The following is a 16,800-nucleotide window of genomic DNA, read 5'->3' as shown; positions in this document are numbered from 1 at the left end:
ATTTGGAAAGGAAGCTAAAAGAAGGAGGCTTTGAGATGGAAGAAAAAGATCAAGTTCTTGCCCAATTTGGAAAAAATGCTGCCAACTATGTGACGAGCAAAACGCATGCGAGTGGAGAGGACCTGAATTTACTTATCAAGATCGTAGAAAAGAACGCCAAGGGTGAGCTTTTGGACATCGCCACGGGAGGGGGGCACGTGGTCAAAGCTTTAGCGCCATTTTTTGAAAAAGTGACCGCTCTTGACTTGACTCCTGAAATGTTAAAGAAAGCCGAGAACTTTATCAACTCAAATGGCATTGAAAATGTATCATTTGTTCAAGGAGATGCCGAGCAACTGCCTTTTTCTGATCAGTCATTCACAACGGTTACCTGTCGGATTGCGCCCCACCATTTCCCGAACATACACCAATTTGTAATGGAGTCAAACCGGGTTTTAGATAGAAATGGCCTTTTTCTCCTGATAGATAACGTTGCAGCCGAAAAGGATGAATACGATCAGTTTTATAACTTTATAGAAAAGAAAAGGGACCCTAGCCATTACAGGGCCTACAAAAAAACGGAATGGATTTCACTGATTGAAAACACTGGCTTTACCATTGAAAGTATGACGACTTTCAAAAAAAAGTTTGATTTTAAAAATTGGTGTGAAATGATGCAGCTTCCCCAAAAGGAGCAAAATGAATTGATGGCCTATATGATTGCGGCCGAAAAGGGAACCAGCGATTTTCATTCAATCGAGGTTGTTGAAAACCAAGTACTGTCTTTTCAAGGGCAGGCAATGTTATTAGTGGCAAGAAAAGAGTGAAGAGGTATTTCGTATTCTTAAGCTTTGCACGAATAGACAAAAAAAAACAGTGGGAAGGTCATTTGATGGAGCGATTAGTAGATACGATAAAAGGTATTTGGCTAGTGATACTATGCGGACTAGGAGGGGCACTTTTGGCTTCAACGGGGTTATCCATCGGATGGATGATTGGATCCCTGATGATGTCTGCCCTGCTTTCTTTTTGGAAGCCTGCTTTCTTGAAGCTACCTGATAGTAAATCCACTAGCATGCAAATTTGGTTAAGGACAGGACAATGTCTGCTTGGCATTGAATTGGGCTTGCAACTCAACCTTTCTGTGTTGAAAATATTCATGGAAAATAGCATCACGATCATCATCGTCTTGGCTTTATCTTTGTTGTTTTCTTTAGGATCCGGTTTTCTTTTGTACAAGTTATGTAATATGGACATGCTGACTAGTTTTTTTTCAACGGCACCAGGAGGCCTTTCAGCCATGCCGGGAATGGCTCAGGAAGCGGGTGCGAATACTGGAGTTGTGACAATCATACAAACTATCCGGATTTTCTTGGTTGTCATGATTGTGCCTTTCTTTGTACTTGGAGCCAATCCACTAGCCTCAACTCCCCCTAGTTTTTTTGGTGGGATGGAAGGTTTTCATTATATTCAAAGTGGATGGACGCTCATGTTGGCTCTCGCAGCCTGGGGAGGTTTCCATGTCGGAAAAATCCTCAAGTTGCCTGCGCCCTGGCTCGTAGGGAGTATGTTGACGGTTGCCTTTTTCCAAGCATCCGGCTCCCTCCTTGCTGGGAAGGATTTGAATGCCTGGTGGCCAGATAGCTTCATGATTGTTTCACAAATCATGATTGGTGCAAGCGTGGGATCGAAGTTCAATAGGGCCATGTTCGTAGGTATGAAAAAAATTCTGGTGGTGTCTTCCTTAAGTACCGTTGCTTTTATATTCATGATGATACTTTGTGCGTATATCGATTCGAGAATGACTGGAATGACCTTTATGACTACCTCATTGGCTTTTGCACCAGGGGGAGTGGCGGAAATGACCGCCACTTCAGTTGCACTTGAATCCGATCCGATGTTTGTCGTTGCTGTTCAGGTGCTCAGGGTGTTAATGGTGTATGTGACATTGCCGCCATTATTTAAATTCTTACACCATCAAGCAAATCAAAAAAATAGACATCCCGACTTATCTGCATAGTGTTTACCCCATCACCAGGCCGCCATCAACAATTAGATTCTGACCGGTCACGGCTCGGCTCCACGGAGAGGCAAAGAATAATACAGCATCGGCTGCCTCTTCTGGGGTGGTCACTTTTTTTAGTGGTGTACTTTCTTCTATGAGGTGGAAGACCTCATCTGAAGTTGCAGAACTTGCGTCGGTTTTCATTAGCAGGCCCCCTGAAACCATATTGACGGTGATTCCGTCTTTACCCAATTCACTCGCCATGTTTCGTGTGAATCCAAGAAGAGCGGCTTTACTGGTATTGTAGTCATGGTAGGCGATGACGGGATTTTGAAATAGATTGGTCCCGATGTTGATAATCCGTCCGAATTTCCCTTCAATCATGTCTTTTCGACCGGCTTGTACGGTAAGTAATGATGCTTTTATGCTTCCCTCGAAATGGGATTGATAATCTTCCCATGAAATGGTCTCGGCTGTTTTAATGTTATCTACATCAAAGCTGAAGTTCACTAAAGCGTTATTTACAATCGTTGTGATGGGTTGACCAAAATGCATTTTCGCCCTTTGAAACATAGCTTTGACTTCCGACTGGTTTCTAACATCAGCGCGAATTGCAATCGCCCTGTTCTGCCCAATTTTTTCAACCACTTGCTGGGCTTTATCTCCACTTTGAAAATAGTTGACCACGACCCGGGCACCCTCCCGACCAAACCCTTGAGCGATGGCGGAACCAAGGCCCCTGCTGCTTCCTGTCACCAATACAATTTGATCACTTATCTTCATAAATAAACCTCTCCCTTACCCCATTTTTTTCATAAAAAAAGCTCACCCGATTAGAGGGGTGACCTTGAATGAGAAAAGTTTCAGTTCAATGCCACTTCCCTCCGCTGGTGCTAGCCAGATCAGGTTCAAAGGGTCAGAGTGTTGCCACTCCTCTCAGCCAAAAAAGGCTCCCCTAGTGCTATATATATGAATTCCTTGAAGTATAGCATAAACGACAAAGGTGCTCTAGGGTTACTATTCTTTCTCATATAATCCATCTTAAGAGGAATAGTATGGATATTAAAAACTGTTACAGTATGGTGCATTTACGATTCATTTACAAAATACTCTTATATTTTTTACATCTCCTTAATGGTAGGTACATGAACAGGATGTATATTGAAATTGAATATTCCAATAAATGAGTAGGGGGCGTTTTTTATGAGACGTACATTCAGTAAAAGAATCTTGCCGGTTGCTATCATTACTGCATTAGCCTTTGGAAGTGTAGCGTGGGGAGGTACAAATGACGATGTTTTGGCAAAAGGAAAGCCTAAGAAAGAGCCTGAAATTAGAAATGTCATTTTCATGATAGGGGATGGAATGGGGGTCTCTTATACTTCCGCTTACCGATATTTGAAAGATAGACCTGCTACGACTGTAGCTGAAAGGACAGCATTTGATAAATATCTAGTGGGTCAGCAGATGACATACCCAGAAGATCCTACACAGAACATCACTGATTCTGCTTCAGCAGCAACGGCGATGTCAGCCGGTGTGAAAACGTATAATGCAGCCATTGCTGTCGACAATGATAAGACAGAAGTCAAAACGGTGTTGGAGGCGGCAAAGGAAAGCGGGAAATCGACTGGCCTTGTTGCAACATCAGAAATCACTCATGCCACTCCGGCATCATTTGGTGCACATGACGAAAACCGAAAGAACATGAATGGCATTGCGGACGATTATTACAAGGATTTAATAAATGGCCAACATAAAATCGACGTTCTTTTAGGTGGAGGTCAATCCAATTTCGTACGGCCCGATGTCGATTTGACAAAAGCATTCAAAAAAGATGGGTATAGTTACGTGACGGATAAAAAACAGCTGGTAAAGGATAAAAACAAACAGGTTTTAGGATTGTTTGCTAAAGAGGGCCTACCCAAAATGATTGACCGCACTTCCGAAACACCATCATTGGAAGATATGACAGACTCGGCGATTCAACGCTTGAATAAGAATAAGGACGGATTCTTCTTGATGGTGGAAGGAAGCCAAATTGATTGGGCTGGCCATGATAATGACATTGTCGGAGCCATGAGTGAAATGGAGGATTTCGAAAAGGCCTACAAAGCAGCGATTGATTTTGCTAAAAAAGATAAGCATACCTTAGTCGTGGCGACGGCTGACCATTCAACGGGAGGATTCTCCATTGGGGCAAAGGGAGTGTATAACTGGTCCGGCGAGCCGATTAAAGCTGCCAAACGGACACCTGACTTTATGGCAGATGCCATCGTAAAGGGAGCAGATGTCGAAAAAACCTTGCAACAGTATATAGATCAACATGAAGTCAAGCTAACGAAAGAGGAAATAGAATCGGTCAAAGATGCTGTCACGAGTAAAAACGTTACGACCATCGACAATGCGATTGAGGCCATTTTTGATAATAGGTCCAATACGGCTTGGACAACCGGGGGACATACGGGGGAAGATGTACCCGTCTATGCATACGGACCATATAAGGAGCGTTTTGCCGGACAGGTCGACAACACCGACCAAGCCACCATCATCTTTGATTTATTAAAATAAATACTGGGAGGGATTCCGTGAACAGACTACTCATAAGTGCCTTTTTATTAACCACATTTTGTGCACTCAACACTCAGCCAGCCTTTGATGAAAAATCAATCGCGACAGAAAAAACAGAGGAAAGTGCCAAAACATTGGTGAAGAAGGAAGTGTATGTTCCAAATCCTCAACTTCCGGATGATCGTGAATTGAAAGAGGTGGGTCAACAAGTTTCCGATGCAAAAGGTGAAATGTCTTTAAAAGAGTATAAGCAGGTAAATGAGACGGTGAAGCTGGGCCCCATACAGGTAATAATCAAGGATATCAAGGTCGTGCATGTGATACCAGATTATAGCATGATTGATTTCTTTCATGGTTATACCCATGAACACGCCTTTGATATCGTGAAAATGAATGTGAAAATTGAAAACTCCACCACTGATAATGTCAAAGTTTCTCCAGTCGCTTTTCTTGAAACAGATGGTGGGGAACATCTGACTTGGGAAGATGATATTTACTTGGAAAATCTGAATGGAGAAGTAAAAGCAAAGAATTCAAAACAAGGGAATGTAGGATTCATCCTTCAAAAAGAAGATGTGAAAGGGGGCTCGTTTCTGACTAGCGATGTCCTCGATGATGAGGGAAAAGTGATTTCAAAAGGGGAAAAGGTAGAATTTTCTTTTTAAAGTTCATGTATGTTTACCTGTCCCCAACTCATACTAATACTGTGATAGGAACCTCCTATTGCTTTGAAAAGAATATCCTAATCTTAACGATGAGGTGATACAACATGAGTTATAAAGATCAATTAGATCCACATTCTCAAAAGTTTCACCATAATTGGACAAGACCTAAGCGTTCTAAATCTCAAGTAAATGGCCATACGGAAGTATCGCAAACGAACATTATACTAAGAAGCAATGCTAAGGCCCATAGGTGGTAACGGATATTCTAATCAATGAGAAGGAGACTCTTAACGGGTCTTCTTCTTTTCCTGATAAAAGGTATATACACTTGAAACCTTTTATGTAAACACTTGTTCAGACATGGCTTTTCCTACAAAATTATGATACCATCTACCTTTAAGGACAACGCAGAGCAAGTGATTAAAAACAGTATGAACATGCCAACCGGACACAATTGTGTAAGGGGGAACGTTACTTACACTCACTTACATATATACAAATAGAGGACGTGATTTTTTATGATAAATATTAAAATCCCTGAAGCGGATATCAGTATTAAACAAAGAAAACAAGTGATTGAAGGAGACGAAGCCATCATCCCGGAAATTTACGGATTCATCGATTTTCACCTGATTCCCCGTGATAAAGGCGGCATCATTCTATTCTATAATGAAAAAGACGAGTTAATCTTTGTCGGTAAAGCGCGCAAGTTAAGACAAAGAGTCAAAAAGCATTTCGAGGATAACGTATCTCCCATTAAAGAACACCGTAATGAAGTAAAGAAAATCGAGACGATTTTCGTAGAAGACGCGATGGAACGTGACATTTATGAAACGTACATCATCAACACACTTCATGCTAAATACAATATTGATAAAGTGTTTTATAAATAATGGTTTTAAAGTCCCCTTACTCTGTAAGGGGACTTTTTTAGGTCCTTTAACCTATTTTCCTAGTATGAATCAGTTAATTATTCTACTTTTCAACCGATAAAAGATTAGGAAGCTTTATATTCGGTCCCAGGAATACTGAATTTTTGATGTCCACTTTTTAATTGTGGGCTTTTTAAATTGAATGGAAAGAACATAGAAGCTATTACATATGAGAGGAGTTAACGCATGAAATTATCAATAAAGAACAAGTTATTAATAAGCTTTTTACTAGTCTCCATCATTTTTGGAGTGGCTGCTTTCATATCTTATACGAGTATGAAAGATATGAATGAGTCATATGATGATATCCTTAAAAACGTTACGGAAGTTCAATCTATCACTCAAAGTATCCAGACGGAGTCAGCACGTCAGGTAACGTATTTGAGGGGGTATCTTTTATATAAAACTCCGGATATGAAAGAGAATATGTATAAATCGAATGAGAACATTAATGATTTAATAGATAAGGCCAGGAAATTGGCTACCCGAGATGAAACGAACCAACGCTTTGATGAAATCCAGGCATCGAATGACGCATGGATAGAGGAAAGCAGGAAGTCAGTAGAGGCAGTAGCGAAAGATCCAGAAAAGGCGAGGGTCTTGGCCCGTGATAAAGTTGTTCCCATCAGTACCAAAATGGTAGAGCAAACGAATGCATTATATACATGGATTAAAGATGAGGTTTTGGTTCAAAAGGTGACAAAGGTTGAAGAAGATTCAAAATCAGCAACAAAGAAGATTTTCATTCTAAGTTTGGTAGCGTTCGTGCTTGCCATGACAGATGGGGTGTTAATTTCTAACGTTATCTCGAGACCAATCGAGAAGTTGAGTAAAATGGCTAATCGAGTCGCAGAAGGTGACTTGATCATAGAAAAAATCAAGGTGAAAACAAAAGATGAAGTGTATATGTTAAATCAATCCTTTGAGAAAATGACTCAAAACCTGCATCAAACGATTACGGCCATTTCTTCTAATACGAATAAAGTTACAACTTCTGCTGAGCAATTGAGCGTCAGCTCCGAACAATCGAAGCTCGCAGCAGAAACAATCGCCCTTTCCATACAGGAAATTTCCGGGGCCTCTGATAGTTCCACAAGGCAACTGGAGAGTAGTCTAGGTTCTCTACTTGAAGTGAGCCAGGGAGTGGAGCGGATTTCCGAAAGTACGGCAAGTATGTCGGAACTGTCTAAAGAAACAGAGAAACAGGCAGAAGAAGGAAACCACTTTGTAGAGGAGAACTTGAAGCAAATGCGATTCATCCATGACTCGGTTAACCAATCGAATCAGGTTATCGATTCTTTAGCAGAACGATCCAATCAAATCGGGAATATTATTGATGTAATTACGGGGATCGCTGGCCAAACGAATTTATTAGCATTGAATGCAGCCATTGAAGCTGCGAGGGCCGGCGAACATGGTAAGGGATTTGCCGTAGTGGCAGATGAAGTGAAGAAGCTGGCTGAACAATCTCAGAATTCAACCAAGTTGATTACGGAATTGATCATGGGAATGCAAGATGATACAAGAAGTTCTGTTACGATTATGAGAGAAGTGATGGAAAACGCGGAACAGGGTGTGAAAGTTTCAGTGGAAACATCCAATAAATTCGCCCAAATACTTCAAAGTACGAGAGACATTACACCGAAAATCGAAGAAATCACGGCTTCCGTTCAACAAATTTCAGTGAGTGTAGACGAAGTATCGGAATCATCCACTAAAATAACAGCTCATGCCCAAGAGAATGCGGCTAATTCAGAAGAAGTAGCGGCTTCAACGGAAGAACAACTAGCATCGATAGAAGAAATCGATTCATCTGTGCGTTCATTGACATCTATGGCAGAAGAACTGGAGCAGGTGGTTCGCAGATTCAAGGTCTAAATCAAGGTATATATGACAGAAGGCTTCCTGACATTGTCAGGAAGCCTGTTTGTTTCTATTGGAAATGTTTCCTAGACTCGGCATAACCTGAACCTATATAGCACTCGTGCATTCCTTTTTAAAATTCCGTCCTCAATTTGGATATGATTTGCTCGAGATCACTGGTCAAGATTTTGAGGTCATTCGATACCTTGAGGGTCCGCTCTGTTAGTAGATGTTCTTCCTCGGTCGTACCTGCGGCGACTTGCATGCTCTTGGATGATTCTTTAGTGATGGTGGCCATTTGGAGCATGGAGCTGTTTACGTTTTCAGATGACCACATGAGTGTTTTAGCAAGGGATGAGATTTTCTTTATCTGTTCTTCGACCATTTGTGAGGAATCAAAAATCTTCGTGAAGACCAGGCTTGAATTATGAACGGCTTCGAGACCCGTGTCAGTGGAATCAACGACTTGAACCATCGATCCAACAGAAAGGCGTGCATCTTCTACAGTCCGTTTAATCAAGTCATCTATATGCTTGGAAGCTTCTAATGATCTTTCGGCTAGCTGTTTCACTTCTTTTGCAACTATGGAAAAGCCACTTCCATATTCCCCGGCCCGTGCAGCTTCAATGGCAGCATTCAATGCTAATAGATTCGTTTGATCTGCAATATCTGCAATGATTCCGGTCATGTTCTCGATCGCTTTTGAACTTTCATGGAAATTGGTGATGGTTGCGACAGATTGATCAGCATAATCTTTGATTCCTTTCATTTGGCCAGAAAGGCTCTCAACGAGTTTGTTGCCATCATAGGCGTGCCGGACCGATTCTTGTGCTTGTTGAACCGAAATATGTGCGGTTTGATCGATGGCACCGATGGCATCTGTGATGTTTGAAAGGACTTGCAGATTTTCTTCAACGGTTTTAAGTTGCGTTTCTGAACCAGTTGCTACTTGAGCAATGGAAGTTGCAAGTTCGGAACTGGCCTCTGTCGCGAACTTTGCCTGGCTTATTAAGGTTTCTGAGACACTTACGAGTTGCTTGGAAGTGTTTGTTACCTTTTCGGCTATTTCCTCGCTAATCATTTTCCGTTGAGCGGTTTGTAGTTCCATTAATTGCTTTTCCATACGTTGGCTTGAATATACTTGCCAGGTGACGATACCGGTGGTCAGTAAAAAAAACATTACGTGTAGAACTAACATGAGATAGGTATAGCTCATCGCCCCAAATACGATTTCAGGAAAGAAGTAGAACCCTGCCAAATGATGGACGGCGAAAAGAGTCGTCATGAGCGATAGGACTTTCAAATTCTGATAATAGCCGATTGTAGCTACGACCATGAAGATGCTAAAGTGAAACTCCACCCGTCCGCCACCTCCCGAGATGATGGCGATACTTCCAAATGTAAACACTAAAGTCACTATATATGGAATCAGTGAGTGGTTTCTATTACTCTTAAATAAAATCAGTCCGAAGGCCAATAGAAGCGTGGGTATCACGACTAAAAGGTTGAGCACAAGCCCAAAATGATCTTCGATATAAGCAGTTGATAAAACTTGATGTGCTCCATGGGAATGTTCAAAAAGGTGGAATTTCCTCCCTAATATATTCGTAACCAAAGCTAATAAAACAATTCCGCTTGAAAACAAGAGCATAAGTTGGTTCTTCTCTTTATTCACGGCTATCCATTCTCCCCTTTCGTTCTTGTAAAAACAAAGACTACCCCATGACGCTGGGGTAGTCTTTGTTTTCTTGAAAGAGTGGATATAACCTAATCCAAATAGTGGGGTGGTCCCATATCTGGCTGCATAGAAAAAAGGTCAGTCTACTCGATTCCTTAGAATCGCTACAAAGATATGGTAACCCAGCTGTCATGTCCCATTGGCTTTAGACCTGTGGCTTTGCGTCTCCGTCTTTCGGCGGATTTGCCTTTATCATTCTAGGTATTTTACCATATTAAACCATAAAGGTAAATGATATTGTAGGGAAAAAGTACTACATGGAGGGAATATCATTATTGTATTCCCTTTTTATCCTATTCTTCATATAATTGAAGAATCTTAATGGAAGAAGGATGAATCTATGCATATTTTTTGGACAATATATTTAGGCATATTAGGGACGGTGGCCATTGCATTTCTGATTAAAGGCCTAAGAACCCTTTCTTTAAAAGTGGATTTTATTATTTCGGTTATAACATGGATAGGATTATTTGGATTTGTGACGAATACATCGATACTCACCCCTCTTGTATGGAAAATCGTGTTTGTAGGTGGATTGCTGTGGGATGTTCTTTTCAGTTATATCGGTAAACACGATGATGGAGAAGAAGCGCTAGTAGACTTGTCAGAAAGTACGAAAAGTATCCTTACTGGGATCACGTTATTTATTACGCTTGGCCCATTATATTATGGATTATATCAATATGCTTTTTAGGGAAAGGGCCATCAAGGTTCTTTTTTTTACAAAAACATGCAACCAGTTATTAAATGAGAATTGGTAGTCATTACCTACTAAAAGATTGAAGGGCTACACAATATATGGGAAACAGTCGCCATGTACGTTGGGTTCATCTATTTTAGACGTTATAGATGTGAATGGGAAGGTCCAAGTATTGCATTAGATAGTGGGTTAGATGACGTATATATAATAGAAGAAAACATTCTAAAACTGGAAAAATAAATTGAATTGACGGTGATGGGGACAATAGTATCAATTAATCCGTGGAGCAAGGAAGAGGTTGGAATCACAGCAACCCTAGTTACCGGACGACCTGTAGAAGGGGTTTGAATTGTTAAATGAATGATGGCAAAAAGCAGAAGCTCACCGCTTCTGCTTTTTTGCAGTGCCAGTTATCTCTGGAAAAACTCGATCCATTCTTTCTCCGGTCCATATATGTAGAAATAGCGATAGCCGTTTGGCAGGGTGACAATTTCTTCATCAATCAACTCTACGTTTTCAAGCCTCTGAATCCGGGCATATTCTTCCTCAATATCATCTACAGTAATGGCAAAGTGATGGATCGTTGCTTCGGATGGCAACGAGTCACTATATCCTTGGATTAATTCAATTTCCGTTTCCTCTGTACCGTCATAGCCAAGAAAGGCAAGTTGAATGACACCATTGGTATGGGGGACCCGTGCTTTCAATTTTAAATCCAATATTTCCTGATAAAAGGTGATGGATGTTTCTAAATCCCTAACAACGATGCCAATATGATCGAATTTTTTCATAGCCAAGGGGAGTTCCTCCTTCGTGTTGTAGATAAGCAATATTAGTATATATGATTGGGTATGAAAAAACAGTAAAGTAAACAAAATAATCTGATTATTTAAAGAAATGGGTAAATAGGTTGGTGGAAAAAGAAAAAAAAGACAATCCTTTATAGATTGTCTAACAAGTATTTAATAGGCATCTTCGGGTATTTGTTTCTCATTTACGTAATCCATGATGTCTAATGCTTCTTGAAAATCTGCTTGAAGGGTAGGAGGTAAGCTGTCAGCGTCATCAGGTACTTCAGCATCGGTTCCACTCTGAACTGTGATTTTTTCATAAGTCATAAGGGCCTCAATATACGATTCGTATTCCTCGCTCGATAATAGCTCTTTGCTCGATACCAGTCCGTTCAGTTTATCGAAATAGGGCTGTAAATCCATTAATATAATTTTCAGTTCCTCAGCTTTATTTGCAGGTATCGTGTCGTAGTCGATATTTCCGTTAGAATTACCATATTCTAATTTGGCTGCGGTTAATACTTGCAAGTCTTCTTTGAATTGTCCATACTCTTCTTTTCCCAAATCACCTTTAGCTTGGGATAGTTTTGCGTCCAAAAGGAAGTACCCTTTCATGGTGGCATTAGCAACATGCTTTTTTAGATAGTCAAATGAACCGTATAACTCATCTGCTAAATACGTTTGATAGGCGAAAGCGCTTGTCGGGAGTAACAATGAGGCAATGAGAATTGCTGTAACCAGATGTTTTTTTCTTTTTCTGCGATAAGTAGTCAGTTTGCTCATTACTTTCACTTTTAATTCAGGGGGAGCATGCATGCCCATACTTTCTTCTTGTAGTGATTCTCTTAACTGATTATGAAAGTTTTTCATTATACATTCCTCACTTTCTCTAAGAATAAAAGGCTCTCTTTCCCATGAGCACTCAATTTTTTTAAAGAAGCATGGATACGGGACTTGACGGTCCCAATGGGGATATCTAATATTCGGGCCACTTCTTCTTGAGAATAATCATTTAAGTAGCGGAGTATCACGACCTGCTTGAGCTTGTAGGGCAACTGATTCACTAAATCTACGAGGTATTGATTAGAGATTTTATTCACAATATCAGTGGAAAAGTCAGGTACCGTGACTTGCTTAGTGTCTTCGGCTTTCTTGGAAATTCGAAGACGCATCCAACTTTTCCGTCGGTACGTTTGAATCGTCTTGATGACAATACCCGTCAACCATGGTTTAAAAGGTCTTTCACGATCATACTTACGAAGAGACTTATAAACCTGTATATAGATGTCTTGAACAACATCGTCGACATCCGCTTTTTGGTCTATAAGAAAGTGGACGTTTTTATAGACGTTTTGGATGGTTCTTTCATATAAGTCATCGTATGCTTCCACTTCTCCATTTAAAAAACGGTTGATGGTATCCAACAAGTCGGGTTGTTCAACCATTCTATTACCTCCTTCCGTTCTATACTATATATTGGTAAGAAGTGTACATTTCGTTCGAATATTTAGGATTATTTTTCCACTTTACTGTATTTTCTTTTGAAAAGAAAAAGAATTTATCTTTTTTAAAGCAAAAATTTGTTTCTGTATGGAATTGTAGATATACTATGGAAACAAACCCATTTTAAATGGACTTGAGAGGAGAGATTTTCATGGGAAGCATTCGCGAAGGTGAAGTTTTCACTCTTACTGACGACAGTGATCAAGAGCATGAGGTTGAGGTTCTAGGAACATTGGATGTTGAAGGAACAGAGTATGTAGCTGTAGGATTATTGGAAGATATTGAAGAGGATACAGAGGAAGATATCGATATTTTCTTTTTCAGAGTTGAAGGCGAAGGAGAGCTGAATGATATCGAAACGGACGAGGAGTTCGATAAGGTATCTTCTGCTTTTGAAGCGGCTTTTGACCCGAAAGATTGATGAATAGAAAAGACGGCACACCTATGTGTCGTCTTTTTTTCTTCTTAAATATAGGGTTTGTTACAGTGTCATTGAAGAAGTCCATCTGAAAACTGGTTGATAGCCTAAAAAAGACACATTTTCTGCTGTTTGCAAGTTGAAGAGGGGAAAAGGTTCATAATCTAATTACAAATATCTATGTAGGAATTAGTACCGGCACCTCCTTCGCCGAATACTGTGACAGCCACGCATGCCATCCAACCTGTCTTCAGAATAGGTTTTTAATGTTGATGGGAAGTATCTTGTGGATTAAGATTTTGTTAAAGTGTGAAGTATCTTATCCAATAACTTTAGGATAAAGAGAGTGGGGACTCTGGCTGTTATGAATTATATGATGAAGGGGAGGTTAAATCTACTTGATTTAGCCTTTTTTTCGGTTTCTACTATCTCCGTGTTGAAAACTACTATAAAATACTGGTAATTAATTTACTGCTACTGTAAAATTGAGTAAGCGAATTTTCGGTATTGGAAAGGAATAAATCTATTGAAAAAGCTAATTAATAATAGACAAGGGCAAATGGAAGGAAAGTATGATGACATCACCAGGCAATTTCAATCCTTCATGGAACAAAGTGCGGACGCCATTTCTATCGTTGATCTTGAAGCTAGGACCCTTCAAGTTAATGCTGCTTTTGAAGAGTTTTTTGGTTGGAAGAATGAAGAGGTAATTGGTAAACCTTTTCCGATCATCCCTGAATTTTTGAGGGAATCTGTTGATGAATTGCATGAAAGGGTCAAGTCAGGTCAACAAGAGAAGGGCTTTGAAACGGTACGGCAAAGAAAAGATGGTCGACTCATTGATGTAAGCATCACCCTTTTCAACATCAGGAATAACGACAATGAGCCAATCGCATTGGCTTTCGTCTACCGGGATATTACGAACCAAAAGTTGGCTGAAGCAGCGCTGAAGGAGAGCGAAGAGCGGTATCGCAGTTTAGTGGAGGTCTCTCCCGAAGCGATTTTTGTACACCGTAATGGATTCATTGAATATATGAATCCTGAGGGTGCAAAAATGCTAGGGATGAATAGTGTTGAAGATATCATTGGGAAATCCGTTTTTCAATTCGTTCACCCTGATTCTCAAGGTACTGTAGGTAAGAGAATTGACGTTATGAGAGACGAAGGAAAAACGGTCGATTTGTTAGAGCAAAAGTTCAGGCGCTATAATGGAGAAATATTTTATGGGGAAACCATAGCCCTCCCGATTATTTATAAGGGGTACCCAGCTATCCAGGTATTTTGTAGGGATATAACCGAACGCAAAAAAACAGAGGAATTATTGGGTAAGACGAATATGCTCTCTGCGGTAGGACAGATGGCGGCAGGTGTTGCCCATGAAATCAGGAATCCGCTAACCGCAATCAAGGGTTTTTTGCAATTAATGGGGGAAACTTCCTGCAAGCAAGAATATCTGGATTTTACAGTGAAAGAAGTAGAGAAGATTGAACAATTGGCCAAGGAGTTTGTATGTCTCGCATCCCCTCCAATACAAACATGCGAGTCTATACAACTATCAGCTATTTTAGATAGTGTTATCACGTTAGCCAAATTTCAAGCAATTCTATGCGATGTGGAAATCACTAAGGAATTTTTAATCGATGATTCCACGGTATTTGGTGAAACCAATTTGTTAAAGCAAGTGTTTACAAATGTAGTGAATAATGCGATGGAAGCAATGAAAGATGGCGGAAAACTTCATATTTCACTGGATAAGGATGACGAAGAGAATATGATGGTCCGTTTTATTGATTCAGGATGTGGGATGACGGAAGAACGCTTGAAGCATTTAGGACAGCCATTTTATAGTACGACCGAAAAAGGAACGGGGTTAGGGCTTATGGTCAGTTCTAAGATTGTCCATGAGCATCATGGGGACATCAACTTCAGTAGTGAAGTGGGGAAAGGAACGACTGTGGAAATCACCCTTCCTATTAAAAAAACAGAGTAAAAAGGTGACAAGAAGCCAAACTTCCGTCACCTTTTTACTCTTATAGTTTCACGATCGTCCGTCCCCTTGCTTCCCCTTTTAGTAAGGTAGGCAGGACGTCCGGAAGCTCCTTTAGGGTAATTTCCTGTTGAATGAGCTGCTCTAAATGGGTAGGCTTAAAGTCTGTTGCAAGACGTTTCCACACTTGTAGCCTTGTTTCCATAGGGCAGTTCACTGAATCGATACCAAGTAAGTTGACTCCCCTTAGAATGAACGGAAAGACAGTCGTTGGCAGGTTTGTTCCTGCTGTTAAGCCACTGACCGCAACAGAACCGCCATATTCAATTTGGCTCAGAACGGAGGCTAATGGATCTCCACCAACAGGGTCAACGGCACCAATCCATTTTTGCTTGCCAAGTGGACGAAGTGTGCCGTCATAAACATCTTCACGGGATAAAATTTTCTTGGCACCTAGTTCCTGTATGTAGGCGTGTTCCGATTTTTTCCCGGTACTTGCTTCCACGGAATAGCCTAGCTTGGAAAGAATCGAGACGGCAAAACTGCCTACGCCTCCCGTGGCTCCTGTAACAAGAACATTTCCGGAATCAGGAGTAAGACCATTTTGCTCTAAACGCATAATAGAAAGTGCTGCGGTGAATCCGGCCGTTCCGATTATCATCGCTTCTTTCATTGTCAAACCCTCTGGCAGTGGAACAACCCACTCAGCTGGGATTTGGGCGAACTCGCTATAGCCCCCATAATGTGAAACACCGATCCCATAAGAGGTGGCAATGACTTCGTCTCCTTCTTTATAACGGGAATCCTTTGATGAAACGACAACCCCTGCCAAATCGATACCAGGCACCATCGGATAGCTACCAACGATATTTCCATTAGGGATGGTTGCAAGGCTGTCTTTATAATTCACGCCGGAATAATGGACGCGAATAAGCACTTCCCCTTCAGGAAGATCGCCGAGTGATAGTTGCTGAATGGATAAGGAGAAGTCATTTTCTTGTTTGTTCACGATTAATGCTTCAAACTGCTGTGTCATGTTTTTCCCTCCTTTTTTTTGTGAATATTCCCTATTATAAGAGAAGAAACGCACCCTGTATAATAATTGGAACTGAAAACACAGCGCTTTCTTTTCTTTCTCCTGCTAAAAATGGTACTATTAAGATTGATTCAGTTTATTTTAAAGGAGATGTTTTATAATGGCTAAAAAAGGATACATATTGATGGAAAACGGAGAAAAAATCGAATTCGATCTTTTCCCTAACGAAGCACCAAACACAGTCGCTAACTTCGAAAACTTAGCGAACACAGGATTTTACAATGGTGTAGTCTTTCACCGCGTCATCCCTGGCTTCGTAAGCCAAGGTGGAGATCCAACAGGTACAGGTGCAGGCGGCAGCGGCACCCAAATCAAATGTGAAACAGAAGGAAACCCACATAAGCATGAAGCGGGTAGCCTATCTATGGCACATGCAGGAAAAGATACTGGCTCAAGCCAATTCTTTATCGTCCATGAGCCACAACCACATCTTAACGGTGTTCACACTGTATTCGGTAAAGTAACATCAGGCCTTGAAACAGCAAGAGCAATGAAAAATGGCGACAAAATGGAGAAAGTCGAAGTTTTTGACGCTGAATAATACACGACGAA

The 16,800-nt window shown here is 40.7% G+C and carries 17 protein-coding genes and 2 riboswitches; of the genes, 11 read left to right on the top strand and 6 right to left on the bottom strand.

Features of this window, described 5'->3' with window-relative positions:
- The first annotated feature begins 35 nt into the window (after positions 1–35).
- Positions 36–806, top strand: coding sequence for a class I SAM-dependent methyltransferase (locus ACQKL5_RS11510; RefSeq protein ID WP_427608853.1), 771 nt, complete (start codon positions 36–38; stop codon positions 804–806).
- Positions 807–871: 65 nt separating this feature from the next.
- On the top strand, positions 872–1,999 hold the full coding sequence (locus tag ACQKL5_RS11505; protein ID WP_427608851.1) for an AbrB family transcriptional regulator: 1,128 nt from the start codon (positions 872–874) through the stop codon (positions 1,997–1,999).
- 3 nt (positions 2,000–2,002) lie between these two features.
- Here ACQKL5_RS11505 and ACQKL5_RS11500 read toward each other — a convergent pair whose 3' ends face one another.
- Complete coding sequence (locus tag ACQKL5_RS11500; protein ID WP_427608849.1) at positions 2,003–2,767, bottom strand: 3-oxoacyl-ACP reductase; 765 nt, start codon at positions 2,765–2,767, stop codon at positions 2,003–2,005.
- 79 nt (positions 2,768–2,846) lie between these two features.
- Positions 2,847–2,951: riboswitch (TPP riboswitch) on the bottom strand.
- 236 nt (positions 2,952–3,187) lie between these two features.
- Here ACQKL5_RS11500 and ACQKL5_RS11495 point away from each other — a divergent pair.
- The 5 genes from ACQKL5_RS11495 (at position 3,188) to ACQKL5_RS11475 (ending at position 8,030) form a co-directional block, all read left to right on the top strand.
- Positions 3,188–4,555 carry an alkaline phosphatase gene (locus ACQKL5_RS11495; RefSeq protein ID WP_427608848.1) on the top strand — a complete coding sequence of 456 codons (1,368 nt, stop codon included), beginning with the start codon at positions 3,188–3,190 and terminating at the stop codon, positions 4,553–4,555.
- Positions 4,556–4,572: 17 nt separating this feature from the next.
- Positions 4,573–5,220, top strand: coding sequence for a DUF4352 domain-containing protein (locus ACQKL5_RS11490; RefSeq protein WP_427608846.1), 648 nt, complete (start codon positions 4,573–4,575; stop codon positions 5,218–5,220).
- A 104-nt stretch (positions 5,221–5,324) separates the two neighbouring features.
- Complete coding sequence (locus ACQKL5_RS11485; RefSeq protein ID WP_402871217.1) at positions 5,325–5,477, top strand: YpzG family protein; 153 nt, start codon at positions 5,325–5,327, stop codon at positions 5,475–5,477.
- 261 nt (positions 5,478–5,738) lie between these two features.
- Entirely contained in the window at positions 5,739–6,113 is a 375-nt protein-coding gene (locus tag ACQKL5_RS11480; protein WP_427608844.1) for a nucleotide excision repair endonuclease, read from the top strand.
- A 225-nt stretch (positions 6,114–6,338) separates the two neighbouring features.
- Positions 6,339–8,030 (top strand): methyl-accepting chemotaxis protein, encoded by a 1,692-nt coding sequence (locus ACQKL5_RS11475; protein WP_427608842.1) that lies wholly within the window; start codon positions 6,339–6,341, stop codon positions 8,028–8,030.
- 118 nt (positions 8,031–8,148) lie between these two features.
- On the opposite strand, the gene ACQKL5_RS11470 is transcribed toward ACQKL5_RS11475, so the two are convergent.
- Positions 8,149–9,690, bottom strand: coding sequence for a methyl-accepting chemotaxis protein (locus ACQKL5_RS11470; RefSeq protein WP_427608840.1), 1,542 nt, complete (start codon positions 9,688–9,690; stop codon positions 8,149–8,151).
- A 176-nt stretch (positions 9,691–9,866) separates the two neighbouring features.
- Positions 9,867–9,951, bottom strand: a riboswitch (cyclic di-GMP riboswitch).
- A gap of 142 nt (positions 9,952–10,093) precedes the next feature.
- Between ACQKL5_RS11470 and ACQKL5_RS11465 the strand changes: the two genes are divergently transcribed.
- The gene (locus ACQKL5_RS11465) at positions 10,094–10,447 is read left to right on the top strand and encodes a hypothetical protein (RefSeq protein ID WP_427608839.1); all 354 of its coding nucleotides are present in this window, start codon (positions 10,094–10,096) and stop codon (positions 10,445–10,447) included.
- A gap of 416 nt (positions 10,448–10,863) precedes the next feature.
- Here the strand turns inward: ACQKL5_RS11465 and ACQKL5_RS11460 are convergent, their stop codons facing one another.
- The 3 genes from ACQKL5_RS11460 to ACQKL5_RS11450 all read right to left on the bottom strand — a co-directional run bounded on the left by ACQKL5_RS11460 (position 10,864) and on the right by ACQKL5_RS11450 (position 12,689).
- Positions 10,864–11,244, bottom strand: coding sequence for a VOC family protein (locus ACQKL5_RS11460; RefSeq protein WP_427609145.1), 381 nt, complete (start codon positions 11,242–11,244; stop codon positions 10,864–10,866).
- A gap of 171 nt (positions 11,245–11,415) precedes the next feature.
- On the bottom strand, positions 11,416–12,114 hold the full coding sequence (locus tag ACQKL5_RS11455; protein WP_427608838.1) for a DUF3600 domain-containing protein: 699 nt from the start codon (positions 12,112–12,114) through the stop codon (positions 11,416–11,418).
- Positions 12,114–12,689: a sigma-70 family RNA polymerase sigma factor gene (locus ACQKL5_RS11450; RefSeq protein WP_427608836.1), complete on the bottom strand. Its 576-nt coding sequence runs from the start codon at positions 12,687–12,689 to the stop codon at positions 12,114–12,116. Before ACQKL5_RS11450 ends, ACQKL5_RS11455 begins: the two co-directional genes overlap by 1 nt.
- Positions 12,690–12,892: 203 nt before the next feature.
- Between ACQKL5_RS11450 and ACQKL5_RS11445 the strand changes: the two genes are divergently transcribed.
- Positions 12,893–13,168, top strand: a complete 276-nt coding sequence (locus ACQKL5_RS11445) for a DUF1292 domain-containing protein (protein ID WP_427609143.1) — start codon at positions 12,893–12,895, stop codon at positions 13,166–13,168.
- 523 nt (positions 13,169–13,691) lie between these two features.
- The gene (locus tag ACQKL5_RS11440) at positions 13,692–15,155 is read left to right on the top strand and encodes a PAS domain-containing sensor histidine kinase (protein WP_427608834.1); all 1,464 of its coding nucleotides are present in this window, start codon (positions 13,692–13,694) and stop codon (positions 15,153–15,155) included.
- Between the two features lie 40 nt (positions 15,156–15,195).
- Here the strand turns inward: ACQKL5_RS11440 and ACQKL5_RS11435 are convergent, their stop codons facing one another.
- On the bottom strand, positions 15,196–16,188 hold the full coding sequence (locus ACQKL5_RS11435) for an NADPH:quinone oxidoreductase family protein (protein ID WP_427608832.1): 993 nt from the start codon (positions 16,186–16,188) through the stop codon (positions 15,196–15,198).
- Between the two features lie 160 nt (positions 16,189–16,348).
- On the opposite strand from ACQKL5_RS11435, the gene ACQKL5_RS11430 reads away from it, so the two are divergent.
- On the top strand, positions 16,349–16,789 hold the full coding sequence (locus tag ACQKL5_RS11430) for a peptidylprolyl isomerase (protein WP_402963204.1): 441 nt from the start codon (positions 16,349–16,351) through the stop codon (positions 16,787–16,789).
- Positions 16,790–16,800 lie beyond the last annotated feature (11 nt).

Source organism: Peribacillus sp. NPDC097675, from assembly GCF_050277655.1.
Lineage (GTDB): Bacteria > Bacillota > Bacilli > Bacillales > DSM-1321 > Peribacillus.
This window is presented reverse-complemented; position numbering and strand designations above follow the sequence as displayed.

Coding starts and splice junctions, on each gene's coding strand:
- ACQKL5_RS11435 (WP_427608832.1), bottom strand. CDS start 16,188: ATGACACAGCAGTTTGAAGCATTAATCGTGAACAAACAAGAAAATGAC.
- ACQKL5_RS11450 (WP_427608836.1), bottom strand. CDS start 12,689: ATGGTTGAACAACCCGACTTGTTGGATACCATCAACCGTTTTTTAAAT.
- ACQKL5_RS11510 (WP_427608853.1), top strand. CDS start 36: ATGGAAGAAAAAGATCAAGTTCTTGCCCAATTTGGAAAAAATGCTGCC.
- ACQKL5_RS11430 (WP_402963204.1), top strand. CDS start 16,349: ATGGCTAAAAAAGGATACATATTGATGGAAAACGGAGAAAAAATCGAA.
- ACQKL5_RS11465 (WP_427608839.1), top strand. CDS start 10,094: ATGCATATTTTTTGGACAATATATTTAGGCATATTAGGGACGGTGGCC.
- ACQKL5_RS11455 (WP_427608838.1), bottom strand. CDS start 12,114: ATGAAAAACTTTCATAATCAGTTAAGAGAATCACTACAAGAAGAAAGT.
- ACQKL5_RS11475 (WP_427608842.1), top strand. CDS start 6,339: ATGAAATTATCAATAAAGAACAAGTTATTAATAAGCTTTTTACTAGTC.
- ACQKL5_RS11500 (WP_427608849.1), bottom strand. CDS start 2,767: ATGAAGATAAGTGATCAAATTGTATTGGTGACAGGAAGCAGCAGGGGC.
- ACQKL5_RS11480 (WP_427608844.1), top strand. CDS start 5,739: ATGATAAATATTAAAATCCCTGAAGCGGATATCAGTATTAAACAAAGA.
- ACQKL5_RS11505 (WP_427608851.1), top strand. CDS start 872: ATGGAGCGATTAGTAGATACGATAAAAGGTATTTGGCTAGTGATACTA.
- ACQKL5_RS11460 (WP_427609145.1), bottom strand. CDS start 11,244: ATGAAAAAATTCGATCATATTGGCATCGTTGTTAGGGATTTAGAAACA.
- ACQKL5_RS11495 (WP_427608848.1), top strand. CDS start 3,188: ATGAGACGTACATTCAGTAAAAGAATCTTGCCGGTTGCTATCATTACT.
- ACQKL5_RS11485 (WP_402871217.1), top strand. CDS start 5,325: ATGAGTTATAAAGATCAATTAGATCCACATTCTCAAAAGTTTCACCAT.